The following is a 13,091-nucleotide window of genomic DNA, read 5'->3' on the forward strand; positions in this document are numbered from 1 at the left end:
ATCCGCGGCAGTGCGGCCCGTCCGCCCACCCGACGGGGGGAGCAGGAGGGGGGGGGCTCGCACGTTCGAGGAGAGACCACCGCCCTCGCGCTCGATACAGCATCGCGTGTACCGTCGCTCCCGTGCCCGCCTCCGCGACCCTCACCCACTCCGCTGCTCTCGCGCGCCTCGGATCCGCCCTGGCGGACGAGACCCGGTCCCGGATCCTGCTCGCGCTCCGCGGGGCTCCGGCCGTCCCCTCCGACCTCGCGGACGCGCTCGGGGTCTCGCGGCAGGTGATGTCGAATCAGCTCGCGTGCCTGCGCGGATGCGGGCTGGTCGAGGCCGTGAAGGACGGCCGGTACACCTGGTACCGGCTGGCCGAGACCCGGATCGCCGGGGCGCTCGACCACCTGCTCCGCCTGGCCCTGGTCGTCGATCCGGACTGCTGCTCCGGCGACGACTGCCGCTGCGCATGACCGCCCTGCGCGCTCCGCTCCTCCCCGCCCGCCGCCGCGTGCTGCAGAGGCGCATCCGCTGGATCGTCGGCGCGACGATCGGCTACAACGTGGTGGAGGCGATCGTGGCCCTCGCCGCCGGGACGGTCGCCTCGTCCACCGCGCTCGTCGCCTTCGGCCTCGACTCCGTGGTGGAGGTGCTCTCCGCCGCGGCCGTCGCCTGGCAGTTCTCGGGCCGCGATCCGGAGGCGCGCGAGCGCACCGCGCTGCGGGTGATCGCCGTCTCGTTCCTCGGCCTGGCCGCGTTCGTCGCCGTCGACTCGGTCCGGGCGCTGCTCGGATTCTCGGAGGCCCAGCACTCCCCCGTCGGCATCGTGCTGGCCGCCGTCAGCCTGCTGGTGATGCCCGCGTTCTCCCTGCTCGAGCGCCGGACCGGCCGCGAGCTCGGCTCGGCCTCGGCCGTCGCGGACTCGAAGCAGACGCTCCTCTGCTCGTACCTCTCCGCCGCCGTCCTGGTGGGCCTGCTGCTGAACAGCACGCTCGGATGGACGTGGGCCGACCCCGTCGCCGGCCTCGTGATCGCCGCGGTCGCCGTCCGCGAGGGCCTGGAGGCCTGGCGCGGCGAGTCCTGCACGACGCCGATCTCCGCGCTCACGAGCGAGGACTCCGAGGCCTGCGGCTGCTGCTGACGGGGGCGGGACGGCGCGGTGCACATCGGCGGTGGACGACCTCCGTCAGGACTTCGTCGCGAGGCCGGCGGCCGATCGGACCCGCTCCGGAGCTACCGACGGCCGGCCCGCGCCTCGACGACGTGCCGGCACCCGATCCCGCCGCGCTCCAGCTCCTCGCGCTCGCGGCGGAGCCCGACGCGGACCCGCCGCGCCTCGGCCAGCGGCAGCACCGCCTCCGGATCGACGGTCGCCAGCAGGACCGCCGCCCGCGACCTCGCCGCCACCCGCACGTCGAGGCACGGCGTCGCCTCGGCGAGTCCGAGCAGCGCGGCCACCAGCAGCTCCAGCTCGACCGCCGTCGCGTAGAGCACCAGCACCCGCGAGGCCGGGCTCGACGGGCGGCGGACGAGGAGCGTCGCTCCGGTCATCGTCGCCGCCCTCCCCTGCCCGGGACCGGTCCGGGACGTCCGCCCCGCCTCGGCCCTCGGCGACCGCCCGCGCGACGTCGGCGTGCACGCATGGGGTTCCTTCTCTCGTCCTGCTGCGGTGCGAACCGCGCCGCACCTCCATCCCACGACTCGGGCACCCCGGCCGGGGAGAGGGTTGCCACGCGCGCGTCGGCGGGTCAGGAGGCGCCGGGGCCGCCGGGGATGAGAGGGTTGCGCGATGTCCACTGCGAGCGTGCCGTCGCCGCGCGCCGGAGTCCGGACCCGGCGCTTCCGGCGCCTCGCCCGCACGGGCTTCGCCGTCAACGGACTGATCCACCTCCTGATCGGCGGCCTCGCCCTGCGCGTCGCGGTCAGCGACGAGACCTCGCGGGAGGCGGACGCGTCCGGAGCGATCGGGCGCATGGCCGACTCCCCCGTCGGGCTCGTGGTGGTCTGGGCTGCGCTGGTCGGGCTGGTCGCGCTCGGCCTCTGGCAGCTCTCCCTCGGCGGGCGCTCCTCCGCGCCGGGGCTCCCCGCCCGCCTGGGCCGCCGGATCGTCGAGTCGGGCAAAGGCTTCGCCTCGCTCACGCTCGCGGGCACCACGCTCGTCTTCGCGCTCGGCGGCTCGACGAGCTCCTCGGCCACGATCCGCCGCATCAACACCGAGCTGCTGACGAGCACGGTCGGCGTCGTGATCCTCGTGATCGTCGGCGGGATCGTGCTGGGCAGCGGGATCGGCTTCGTCGCGATCGGGATCCGGCGCGGCTTCCGCAAGCTCGTCCGCATCCCCGAGGGCCCGACGGGGACGGCAGTGCTGATCCTCGGCGCGACCGGCTACATCACGAAGGGGCTCGCTCTGGGCCTGGCCGGCGGGATCTTCGTGGTCGCGGCGCTGACCGGCGACGCCCGCCAGGCGACCGGGCTCGACGGGGCCATCCGCTTCCTCGACGTCCCTCCGTACGGCACGATCGCCCTGACCCTGGTCAGCGCGGGACTGGTCATGTACGGGCTGTTCCTCGTCGCCCGGGCGAAGCTCGCGAAGCTCTGAGCCGACGCGGCAGTCGTTCACAGTCGCCACCCATATCGCTGAGTATCGTTCGGAGAAACAGGAGGTCATCATGAACGGATCGTCATCGACCGGCGCGTTCGGCACCGGCACGCCCATCGAGAGCATCTGGCGCGCGATGGAGCAGGCCCGCTCCCGCATGGAGAAGCGCGTCGGCTCCCGGGTCGGCCGCGGGGACGTGCGCACCGCGGTGCTCGCGCTCCTCGCCGAGCAGCCCATGCACGGCTACCAGATCATCCGCGAGATCGAGGAGCGCAGCGGAGGCGACTGGAAGCCGAGCCCCGGCTCCGTCTACCCGACCCTCCAGCTCCTCGCGGACGAGGGCCTCATCACGGCCGACGAGCAGAACGGCCGCAAGACCTACACGCTGACCGACGCCGGCCGCGCGACGGTCGCCGAGCACGGCACCTCGACCCCGTGGAACGACTCCGACCACGTCGACTTCGGCGCCCTGCCCAAGGCGGGCCTCGAGCTCGCCCAGGCCGCGGCCCAGGTCGGACGCTCGGGCACCCCCGAGCAGATCCGCAAGGCCGTCGCCGAACTCGAGGACGTGCGCCGCCGCCTGTACGCGATCCTCGCGCAGGACTGACCCGGGTGGCCTCGGTCAGCCCGGGTCCTGCCGCCCCGGGCCACCGAGAGCGGGAGGACCGGCGGCGCTACCGCCGGATCCTCCGCTTCGCCGCGTGGCATCTCGCGATCACCTGGTTCTTCGACCTGCTCCTGCCGCGGGTGGGGCTCACGCGCGTCGCGCTCCGCACCCGGCCCGGCCGGATGCGCCGCTTCGCCCGCAGCTTCCACGTGCTCGCGGTCGACCTCGGCGGCCTGATGATCAAGGTCGGCCAGTTCATGTCGTCGCGCCTGGACGTGCTGCCGCCCGAGATCACCCGCGAGCTGGAGGGGCTGCAGGACGAGGTCCCGCCCGTCCTGTTCCCGCGGATCCGGGCGCTGGCCGAGTCCGAGCTCGGGCTGCCGCTCGAGCGCGCCTACGCCGGAGTGGACGAGTCGCCCGTCGCCGCCGCCTCTCTCGGGCAGGCCCACCGCGCCCGGCTCTCCCCCGTCGACGCCGAGGACACCGGCTACTCGGCCGCCATCATGAAGGTGCAGCGGCCGGGGATCGACCAGATAGTCGAGGTCGACCTCGCGGCTCTGCGCCGCGTCGGCGGCTGGCTCAGCCACGTGCGCCTCGTCTCGGACCGCGTCGACGCCCCGGCGCTCGTCGAGGAGTTCGCGGTCACCAGTCTCGAGGAGATCGACTACCTGCAGGAGGCGGCCAACTCCGTCCGCTTCGCCGCCGACTTCGCGGGCGACGCCCGGGTGGCCGTCCCGGACGTGGTCTGGGAGCGCTCGACCCGCAAGGTCCTCACGCTCGAGGACGTCACCGCGATCAAGATCACCGACCACGCCGCGCTGCTGGCCGCCGGGATCGACCCGCGGGAGGTCGCTCCGGTCTTCGCGGCCGTGATGTTCGACCAGCTCTTCACCAACGGCTACTTCCACGCGGATCCGCACCCCGGCAACGTCTTCGTCACGCCGACCCCCGGGGGCGAGCTGCCCTGGCGCCTCACCTTCATCGACTTCGGGATGATGGGCGAGGTGCCGCCGAGCACCCGCGCGGGCCTGCGCCGGATGCTGATCGCCGCCGCCTCCCGCGACGGCAAGGGTCTCGTCGACGCGGCCCGCGCGGTCGGCGTCCTCCTCCCCTCGGCCGACTCCCGCGAGCTGGAGCGGGCGCTCACGCAGCTCTTCGCCCGCTTCGGCGGCATGGGCTTCGCCGAGCTGCGGGAGGTGGATCCGCGCGAGTTCCGCGACTTCGCCGTGCAGTTCGGCGACGTCGTGCGCGCGCTGCCGTTCCAGCTCCCCGAGAACTTCCTGCTCGTCATCCGCGCGATGTCGCTGACCTCGGGCGTCTGCAGCGCGCTCGACCCGGCCTTCAACCTGTGGGACTCGGTCGAGCCCTACGCGCAGCAGCTGATCCGCGAGGAGCGCGGCTCCGTCGTGCAGGACGTCGGCAAGCAGGCCGTCGACACGCTCGGCCTGATCTGGCGCCTGCCGCGCCGGCTCGACGAGCTCGTCACGACCCTCGACGACGGCGAGCTCGCGGTCACCGTCCCCACCATCGAGCGCCGGCTGAACCGGCTCGAGGGCACCGTCCGCCGCGTGATCTCGGCCGTGCTGTTCGCGGGCCTGCTGATCGCGGGCGCCGTCGTGCGCCCGGACGACAGCGGCTTCGGGACCGTGCTGATGATCGCGTCGGCGCTGCCGCTGCTGCACGCCCTGCTGGCCCGCGGTCCGCGCGGCTGACGGCCGCCGTCGGACCGCGGCCGCCGCGTCGCATCCGTCACCTCCTCCGCCCACCTCACCGGCGGCGCGGTCGACATCGGCTACACGGACGCGGACAGCCGGCTCGCGCAGCACGGCACCGACTACGGGCTCTGCCAGATCTACGCGAACGAGATCTGGCACTTCGAGCTCGCCACCGAGCCGGGCGGCGACTGCCCGGAGCAGCTCCCCGACGCGAGCGCGACCTGAGCGGCTCTCCCGCGCTCCCGAGGATCCGATGCGTCGCGAAGGGTCGTCATCGGAGCCGCGTGGGAGCCGTTCGCGACGCATCGATCGCCCAGGCGGCCGGGCTCAGCGGCTGGTGAGCAGCTCGACGAACTCGTCGGCCATCGCGAGCTGGGCGCTCAGCGCCTCGCGGCGCTCGCGGGCCTGCGCGACGAAGCCGTCGAGCTGCGCGCGGACCTCGGCCGGGGCGTCGTCGCCCTCGGCCTCGAGGGTGTCGATCACGCGGAGCAGCGCGGCCATCTCCTCCAGCGAGAAGCCGAGCGGCTTCATGCGGCGGATGAGGATCAGGCGGTCGTAGTCGGTGGACGTGTAGAGGCGGAAGCCGCCCTCGGTGCGGCCGGACGCCTTCACGAGGCCGATCTCGTCGTAGTGGCGCAGGGTCCGGAGCGAGAGGCCGGTCCGCTCGGCGAGCTCGCCGATGTGCATGGTGCCGATCCTGCTCACCCCTTCAGATCTACCCTTACGTGAGGGTAGGGTTGCCCGTGCTGCTGACACGCCTCTGCAAGCTTGGCATCCCCGCCCGCTTCCGCCGACCCGATGCCGCAGCCCTCCGCGCTCCTCGTCGAGCACCCCTCCCACTCCCTGGAGCCGCCGCGATGGCCCTCGCCTCGAAGACCCCTGCCCGCCCGCACGCCGAGCCCACAGTGATGACGGCGCTGCGCACCCCCCGCATCCTGACCCGCGAGGTCCTCGCCGGCCTCGTGGTCGCGCTCGCGCTCATCCCCGAGGCGATCTCGTTCTCGATCATCGCGGGCGTGGATCCGCGGGTCGGCCTCTTCTCGTCGTTCGTGATGGCCGTGTCGATCGCGTTCCTCGGCGGACGCCCCGCGATGATCACCGCCGCCACGGGCGCCGTCGCCCTGGTGATCGCCCCCGTCGCCCGCGACTACGGGATGGACTACTTCATCGCGACGGTGATCCTCGCGGGCGTGTTCCAGATCGTGCTCGGGCTGCTCGGAGTGGCGAAGCTCATGCGCTTCATCCCCCGCAGCGTGATGGTCGGATTCGTGAACGCGCTGGCGATCCTGATCTTCTCGGCGCAGATCCCCAACCTGATCGGCGTGCCCTGGCTGGTCTACCCGCTGGTCGCCGTCGGCATCGTGATCATGGTAGTGATGCCGCGCCTGACGAAGGCCGTTCCGGCGCCTCTCGTCGCCATCGTCCTCATCACCGCGGCGGTCGTCGTCACGGCGGTCGCCGTCCCCACCGTGGGCGATCAGGGCGAGCTGCCCCGCAGCCTCCCCGAGCTGTTCGTGCCGAACGTACCGCTGACCTGGGAGACCTTCACGACCATCGCGCCGTACGCCGTCGCGATGGCGCTCGTCGGACTCCTGGAGTCGCTGATGACCGCGAAGCTCGTCGACGACATCACCGACACCCCCTCCCGCAAGACCCGCGAGTCGCTCGGGCAGGGCGCCGCGAACGTGCTCTCCGGCCTGTTCGGCGGCATGGGCGGCTGCGCGATGATCGGCCAGACGATGATCAACGTGAAGGCGTCCGGCGCCCGCACCCGCATCTCGACCTTCCTCGCCGGCGTGTTCCTCCTGATCCTCGTCGTCGCGCTCGGCGACCTCGTCGCGATCATCCCGATGGCCGCGCTGGTCGCGGTGATGGTGATGGTCTCGGTGGCGACCTTCGACTGGCACAGCATCCGCCCGTCGACCCTGAAGCGGATGCCCGTGGGCGAGACGGTCGTCATGATCGCCACGGTCGTCGTGGTCGTCCTCACCCACAACCTGGCGATCGGAGTCGTCATCGGCGTCCTGGCCGCCATGGTCGTCTTCGCCCGCCGGGTCGCCCACTTCGCCACCGTCGAGCGCACCCTCTCGGCCGACGGATCGACGGCCCACTACACGGTCACCGGCGAGCTGTTCTTCGCCTCCAGCAACGACCTCACCACGCAGTTCTCCTACGCGGAGGACCCTGCGCACGTCGTGATCGACCTCTCCGGCTCCCACATCTGGGACGCCTCGACCGTCGCCGCGCTGGACGCCGTCACCACCAAGTACGAGCGCCACGGCACCCGCGCCGTGATCGCGGGCATGAACGACGCCTCCACCCGGATGCACGGCCGCCTCGCCGGGAATCTCGGCGCGGGGCACTGAGGGTCGGGGCTGCGGGACCGCACGCGCAGCCCCTCAGAGCGGCGCGAGCACCAGCGACCAGAGCCAGCGCCCGCCGACGACCCGGTGCACGACCACGAACAGGGCGGTGATCGCGAGTCCGACCGGCAGCAGCACGGCGCCGGCCGCGAGGCGGTCGGCGGGCACGGCGAGCAGCAGGCCGAGCGGCACCGACGCGCAGGCTGTGACCAGCGCCGCGACGAGAGCGGCGCGGCGGTCCCGGGTCGGCTGCGGCACGACGCCGATCCGGCGCCGGACCAGCCAGTGGGCGAGGGCCCACGCGGCCGTGGTCCCGAGGGCGGTGCCGCCCGCGATCGCCGGCACGACGAGTTCGGCAGGCAGGAGGAGCCCGCCGACGAGCGCCCCCACCGCGACGCCGACGGCCGAGACGACCTGGGTCGCCAGCGAGTCGCGGGCCCGACCCAGCGCGAACATCGCCCGGTTGAGGACGTAGGTCTGGCTGAAGCCGACCAGGCTCAGGGCGAGCAGCTGCAGGACTCCGCCGATCACCGGTGTGCCGAAGACGAGCTGCGTGAGCAGTGGCGCCGCCGCGACGAACAGGAGCGTCGCGAGCAGAGTGACGGCGAGCACCGCGTCCTCGGTCCGTCGGAGGTTCACCGCCGCGGCCGCCCGATCGCCGCGGTGCAGGTCCCGGCTGAGCGGCGTGAACATCGCCGTGGCGACGGAGACGACCAGGATGCCGTGCGGCAGCAGGAGCAGCAGCTGCGCGCTCGAGAAGGAGTTGAGGCTCGGCCCGTCGACGCCGGCGCGGTTCATGGCCTGGCCGGCCGCCGTCGCCGCGTTCGAGACGACGATGTACGACACCTCTGCGACGAGGGCGCCGAGGAACACCCAGACCGCGTCCCGCGACACTCCGCCGAGCCCGGCGACGCCGAAGCGCGGCCGCAGGCGGACGCCGACGGACCGCGAGAACGCGACCGCGATCACCCCCTGCACCACGATCGCCGTAGTGGCAGTGCCGCACAGGAGCGCCACCATCTCCGGCGTCCACTCGTCGGCGGGTGTCGACGCCGCCTCGGGGTGGATCAGGAGGAACACCGCGATCCCGAGCACCGAGATCACGTTCGCGCAGGCGGGCGCCCACGCGCCCGGCCCGTACTTCTCGGCGGAGTTGAGCAGCTGCGAGAAGACGGCGAAGACGATGTAGAAGAAGATCTGCGGCAGGCACCAGTAGGCCATCTGGGTGGCGAGCAGAGCCCAGTCGGCCGACCAGCCCCCGGCGTAGAGCCCGACGATCAGCGGCGCCGCGAGCGTGCAGGCGGCCGTGAGGAGCGCCGCTCCGCCGAGGCACACGGTGAGCAGCCGCTCGAGGGTCCGCACGCCCTCCGGTCCGTCGGCCCGCGCCCGGACCATCTGCGGCACGAGCACCGCGCCGAGCACCCCGCCCGCGATGAGCCCGTACAGGTAGGTGGGCGCGGAGTTCGCGACCTCGAACACCTGCCCGCCGACCGACGCGCTCGTGCCGCCGACCGCCACGACCAGGAGCGCCAGCCGGACGAACCCGAGGATCCGCGAGACGAACGACGCGACCACCATCCCCCCGGTCGCGCTGCGCATCCGGGCAGCATAGGCGGTGCGACCCGGGTCGCCACCGACCGCGGCGCCCGCCGGGGTCGATGCGTCACGAACGGTCGTCACGGGCGCGGGAGAGGGGCCGATCGTGACGCATCGATCTCGGGGAGGGCGGGAGGCGGGAGGGCCCGCGGGCGGCGCTAGACGCGCACGGGTGCGACGGAGGCGCGGCGGATCAGCCGCGTCTCCAGCTCCATGCGGGTGGCCGAGGCTCCCGAGGCGAGCGGGGTCGCCGACCGGTGCGCCTGGTGCAGCATCCGGAAGGCGATGGCGCCCATCTCGCCGATGGGCTGCTGGATCGTGGTCATCGGCGGGGTCGCCCAGGCCGACTCCTCGACGTCGTCGAAGCCGATGACGCTGAGGTCTCGCGGGATGCGGAGGCCGGCGTCGTCGGCGGCCTCGTAGACGCCGAGCGCCATCACGTCGGAGCAGGCGAAGAAGGCGGTCGGCGCGTCCGGCTCGGCGAGCATCAGCCCGGCGGCCTCGCGGGCCAGCTCGCGGTCCCAGTCGCAGTAGGCGACGCGCGGATCCTCGACCCCGGCGGCGCGGAGCGCGGTGGTGAAGCCGTCGATCCGGGCGCTGCTGTAGAGCTGGGTGCGGGTGCCGCCGAGGACGCCGAAGCGGGTGTGGCCGGCGTCGAGGAGGTGCTCGGCGGCCATGCGGCCCCCGTCCCAGTTGGTCGCGCCGACGCTCGCGACGTCGGCCGGCGGCCGCGTGCTGGGGTCGACGACGACGACGGGCAGCTCGGCGGTGGTCAGCAGGTGCAGCTGCGCGGCCGAGACGTTGACCAGCACCACGATGGCGCCGAGCGAGGGGCGGCGGAGGAGGCGGCTGATCCAGGCGCCGTCGTCGCGGGCGCGGGTGAGCACCAGGTCGACCCCGGCGGCGGAGGCCTCGGCCTCGATCCCCTCGAGGACCGGTCCGATCCAGGTGCCGCCGATGTGGCCGACGACGACGTCGACGATCTGGGCGGAGTGCGGATCCTCGACCGGCGGGCGCAGGCGCGGGCGGCGGCGGTAGCCGAGCGCGTGCGCCGCCTCCATCACGCGCAGGCGGGTCGCCTCCGAGACGTCGGTGCCGCCGTTGAGCACCTTCGAGACGGTGGGGACGCTCGTCCCGGCGCGCTCGGCGATCAGCGCCATGGTCGGGCGGGTGGTCGCTCCGGAGACGTCGTCGTGGTCGGGCATGTGCTCACCGTAGCGGATACCGACTTTCGCAACTAGCCCTGCGCCAGGACGGCTTGCTCCGCCGGGAACCGCGGTGCATGATGGTCGGACGCCGGGGCTCCCGCACAGAAGTTGCGCAAGTCCTGTTCGATGACGAACCGCGGAGCGATCCGCCCGCACGTGAGGACGACGATGACCGACCACTCCCCGACCACTCCCGGCAAGACGGCCCTCGTCGTCCGAGGGGGCTGGGACGGCCACCAACCGGTCGAGGCGACCGAGCTGTTCCTGCCGTTCCTCCGCGACAACGGCTACGACGTGCGCGTCGAGGAGTCGACCGCCGTGTACGCCGACGAGGCCTACATGCGGACGGTCGACCTGATCGTGCAGTCGAACACGATGACCTCCATCCAGTGGGAGGAGTTCCTGGGCCTCCGCGCGGCGGTCGAGCGCGGCACAGGCCTCGCCGGCTGGCACGGCGGGATCGCCGACTCCTACCGCGACAACTCCGACTACCTGCAGCTGATCGGCGGCCAGTTCGCCTCGCACCCCGGCAAGCACCCGGACGAGCGCACCGGCGAGCAGTCGGACAACTACATGCCGCACACGATCGAGATGACGGCCCTCGCCGCCGACCACCCGATCACGCAGGGCATCTCCGACTTCGAGCTGGTCACGGAGCAGTACTGGGTGCTGCACGACGACTACAACGACGTGCTCGCCACGACCACGCAGGCCGTCCGCCCGTGGGACCCGTGGAAGCGCCCCATCACCTCCCCCGCGATCTGGACCCGCCTCTGGGGCGAGGGCCGCATCTTCGTCTCGACGCCGGGCCACCGCGTCGAGATCCTCCAGGACGACAACGTCCGCACGATCATCGAGAGGGGAATGCTGTGGGCGTCCCGCTGAGAGTCGGCATCATCGGCGTCGGGAAGATCAGCGAGCAGTACCTCGCGAACCTCCCGACCTTCCCCGGCCTCCGCCTCGTCGCGGTCGCCGACCTGAACCAGGAGCGGGCGCAGCAGGTCGCCGACGAGCAGGGCGTCCGCGCCCTCACCGTCGACGCGCTGATCGACGACCCGGAGATCGACGCGGTGCTGAACCTCACGATCCCGGCGGCGCACGTCGAGATCGGCACCCGCGCCTTGAAGGCGGGCAAGCACGTCTTCGCCGAGAAGCCGCTCGGGCTGAACCCGGCCGAGGCCGCGCCGATGCTCGACCTCGCGGACGAGCTGGGCCTGCGCTTCGCGAGCGCCCCGGACACGGTGCTCGGGACCGGCGTGCAGACCGCGCGCCTCGCCCTCGACTCCGGAGCGATCGGCACCCCGATCGCCGCGCAGGTGCACTGGGCCGCTCCCGGCCACGAGCGCTGGCACCCGGCGCCCGAGTTCTACTACCAGCCCGGCGGCGGCCCGCTGCTGGACATGGGCCCGTACTACCTGACGGCGCTCGTGCACTTCTTCGGGCCGGTCGTCCGCGTCACGGGCCTGGCCACCCGCTCCGACCGCCCGCGCACGATCGAGACCGGGCCGAAGGCGGGCACGCCGATCGAGGTGACGATCGACACGCACATCACCGCGCTGCTCGAGCACGCGAGCGGAGTCGCCACCACCGTCACCGTGAGCTTCGAGGTCTGGCGCAGCCGGGCCCCGAAGTTCGAGGTCTACGGCACCGAGGGCACCATCTCGGTCCCGGATCCGAACATGTTCTCGGACCCGATCGAGGTCGCCGTCCGCGACGAGGACTGGCGGGTCGTCCCCGACTCCGCCGGCGTGATCGACACCGGTCGCGGAGTGGGACTGGCCGACCTCGCGGAGGCGATCGCGGAGGACCGCCCGCACCGCGCCTCCGGCCGCGTGGCCCTGCACGTGCTCGAGATCATGGACGCCGTGCTCCGCTCGAACGAGGAGAACGCGGTCGTGACGATCGCGAGCACCGCCGAGAAGCCCGACGTGATGCCGCTGCGCACGGCGGGCTCGATCGGCGCCTGACAGCGCCGGGGGGCGACGACGGGAGGCGGGGGATCGCCGCCAGCGCGTCGCTCCCCGTTCGGGGGTGACGGCGGGGGGCGACGCCGTAGACTCGGCGGATCGACGGTCCTCAGCCGCCGCCGCACGCGGAGGGGGATCGGCCGTGGCAGTCGGCTTCCGGCGGAGCGGTGAGCTCCGTGCCCTCGCGCGCCCCCGGCTCCGGGCGGCCGGCGACCCGCTCTCCCCCGAGGACCACCGCTCCCGGCTGTCCGGTTGGCTCAGCATGCCCGGCGGGCCGGGTCTCGTGCGCCCCTCCGCCCTCGCTCCGGCGTGGGAGGCGCCCCTGCTCCGGCTCGTGCGCGCCGGGGCGCCGGCGGAGGACCTGCACGAGGCGACCACCGGCTCCCCCGAGGGCTCGCGCCTCGCGGCCGTCGTCGAGCTCGTCCGCGACGCCCTGCACTCCGCGGACGACGATCGCGCTCTGCGGCTCACCGGCTGGCTGGTGCGCATCCGCTACGACCCGTCGGCCGACTCCTTCCTCCGCCGCTACGGGATCGCGCTGACCGTCCGCCTGCCGCTGAGCGGCGGCCTCGACGTGGAGGTGCCGCTCGACGCCCCGGCGCTGCGCCTGCTCTACGCCGAGCTGGCAGCACCGATGGATCCGACCGCGGCTGTCGTGGCGGTCGAGACCCTGGAGCCGTCGACCCTCGCGGCGTCGACGCTCGCCTCCCTCTACTCCGCCCGCCGCCGCTGGAGCGACGTGGCCGAGTTCTCGGCGCCCGTCGAGAACGTGGACGCCGCCTCCGCCGCGGTGCTCATCCGCCGCGGCGTCGCTCTCCGCGAGCTCGGCCCGATCGAGGGCGCCCTCGAGGCGTTCGACCGCGTGGTGCGCCCGACCGTCACCAGCGCGCGTCCCGTGGAGCTGCGGGCGGAGGCGCTGCTCGAGCGCGCGAGCACGCTCCTCTCGGACGGGCGCACGGCTCCTGCTCGGCGCGATCTGGAGCGCGTGCTCTCCCGCTACCCGGACAGCGCCGCGGCGCACGAGCTGCTGGCGGTCACCGGGCGCTGACGC

At 73.4% G+C, this 13,091-nt stretch carries 13 protein-coding genes; 9 read left to right on the forward strand and 4 right to left on the reverse strand.

The genetic code is table 11. The annotated features are described in order from the left end of the window. Positions 1–122 precede the first annotated feature (122 nt). Together C5C54_RS14815 and C5C54_RS14820 are read left to right on the forward strand one after the other, a co-directional pair. Positions 123–458, forward strand: coding sequence for a helix-turn-helix transcriptional regulator (locus tag C5C54_RS14815; protein WP_104288665.1), 336 nt, complete (start codon positions 123–125; stop codon positions 456–458). Continuing rightward, positions 455–1,126 carry a cation diffusion facilitator family transporter gene (locus C5C54_RS14820; protein ID WP_104288666.1) on the forward strand — a complete coding sequence of 224 codons (672 nt, stop codon included), beginning with the start codon at positions 455–457 and terminating at the stop codon, positions 1,124–1,126. Before C5C54_RS14815 ends, C5C54_RS14820 begins: the two co-directional genes overlap by 4 nt. Positions 1,127–1,218: 92 nt before the next feature. On the opposite strand, the gene C5C54_RS14825 is transcribed toward C5C54_RS14820, so the two are convergent. Further along, positions 1,219–1,536 (reverse strand): hypothetical protein, encoded by a 318-nt coding sequence (locus C5C54_RS14825; protein WP_104247739.1) that lies wholly within the window; start codon positions 1,534–1,536, stop codon positions 1,219–1,221. A 238-nt stretch (positions 1,537–1,774) separates the two neighbouring features. On the opposite strand from C5C54_RS14825, the gene C5C54_RS14830 reads away from it, so the two are divergent. The 3 genes from C5C54_RS14830 to C5C54_RS14840 all read left to right on the forward strand — a co-directional run bounded on the left by C5C54_RS14830 (position 1,775) and on the right by C5C54_RS14840 (position 4,903). Further along, on the forward strand, positions 1,775–2,584 hold the full coding sequence (locus C5C54_RS14830; protein WP_104227140.1) for a DUF1206 domain-containing protein: 810 nt from the start codon (positions 1,775–1,777) through the stop codon (positions 2,582–2,584). A 70-nt stretch (positions 2,585–2,654) separates the two neighbouring features. Continuing rightward, positions 2,655–3,191 (forward strand): PadR family transcriptional regulator, encoded by a 537-nt coding sequence (locus tag C5C54_RS14835; RefSeq protein ID WP_104224292.1) that lies wholly within the window; start codon positions 2,655–2,657, stop codon positions 3,189–3,191. Between the two features lie 5 nt (positions 3,192–3,196). Continuing rightward, positions 3,197–4,903 carry an AarF/ABC1/UbiB kinase family protein gene (locus tag C5C54_RS14840; protein WP_104247740.1) on the forward strand — a complete coding sequence of 569 codons (1,707 nt, stop codon included), beginning with the start codon at positions 3,197–3,199 and terminating at the stop codon, positions 4,901–4,903. 330 nt (positions 4,904–5,233) lie between these two features. On the opposite strand, the gene C5C54_RS14845 is transcribed toward C5C54_RS14840, so the two are convergent. Then, entirely contained in the window at positions 5,234–5,593 is a 360-nt protein-coding gene (locus C5C54_RS14845; RefSeq protein WP_104224294.1) for a MerR family DNA-binding transcriptional regulator, read from the reverse strand. A 170-nt stretch (positions 5,594–5,763) separates the two neighbouring features. On the opposite strand from C5C54_RS14845, the gene C5C54_RS14850 reads away from it, so the two are divergent. Further along, positions 5,764–7,272 carry a SulP family inorganic anion transporter gene (locus tag C5C54_RS14850; RefSeq protein WP_104288667.1) on the forward strand — a complete coding sequence of 503 codons (1,509 nt, stop codon included), beginning with the start codon at positions 5,764–5,766 and terminating at the stop codon, positions 7,270–7,272. A gap of 33 nt (positions 7,273–7,305) precedes the next feature. Here C5C54_RS14850 and murJ read toward each other — a convergent pair whose 3' ends face one another. Beyond that, complete coding sequence (gene murJ, locus C5C54_RS14855) at positions 7,306–8,868, reverse strand: murein biosynthesis integral membrane protein MurJ (RefSeq protein WP_104288668.1); 1,563 nt, start codon at positions 8,866–8,868, stop codon at positions 7,306–7,308. 155 nt (positions 8,869–9,023) lie between these two features. Then, a complete protein-coding gene (locus C5C54_RS14860; RefSeq protein WP_104224297.1) occupies positions 9,024–10,070 on the reverse strand; it encodes a LacI family DNA-binding transcriptional regulator in 1,047 nt (348 codons plus the stop codon). A gap of 171 nt (positions 10,071–10,241) precedes the next feature. Here C5C54_RS14860 and C5C54_RS14865 point away from each other — a divergent pair, with 171 nt between their 5' ends. The 3 genes from C5C54_RS14865 (at position 10,242) to C5C54_RS14875 (ending at position 13,088) form a co-directional block, all read left to right on the forward strand. Then, a complete protein-coding gene (locus C5C54_RS14865; protein WP_104224320.1) occupies positions 10,242–10,958 on the forward strand; it encodes a ThuA domain-containing protein in 717 nt (238 codons plus the stop codon). Continuing rightward, complete coding sequence (locus C5C54_RS14870) at positions 10,943–12,040, forward strand: Gfo/Idh/MocA family protein (protein WP_104288669.1); 1,098 nt, start codon at positions 10,943–10,945, stop codon at positions 12,038–12,040. Before C5C54_RS14865 ends, C5C54_RS14870 begins: the two co-directional genes overlap by 16 nt. Positions 12,041–12,182: 142 nt before the next feature. Next, a complete protein-coding gene (locus C5C54_RS14875; protein ID WP_104288670.1) occupies positions 12,183–13,088 on the forward strand; it encodes a tol-pal system YbgF family protein in 906 nt (301 codons plus the stop codon). The last annotated feature ends 3 nt before the right edge of the window (positions 13,089–13,091 follow it).

It is taken from the genome of Rathayibacter sp. AY1F2, assembly GCF_002930885.1.
Taxonomy (GTDB): domain Bacteria; phylum Actinomycetota; class Actinomycetes; order Actinomycetales; family Microbacteriaceae; genus Rathayibacter.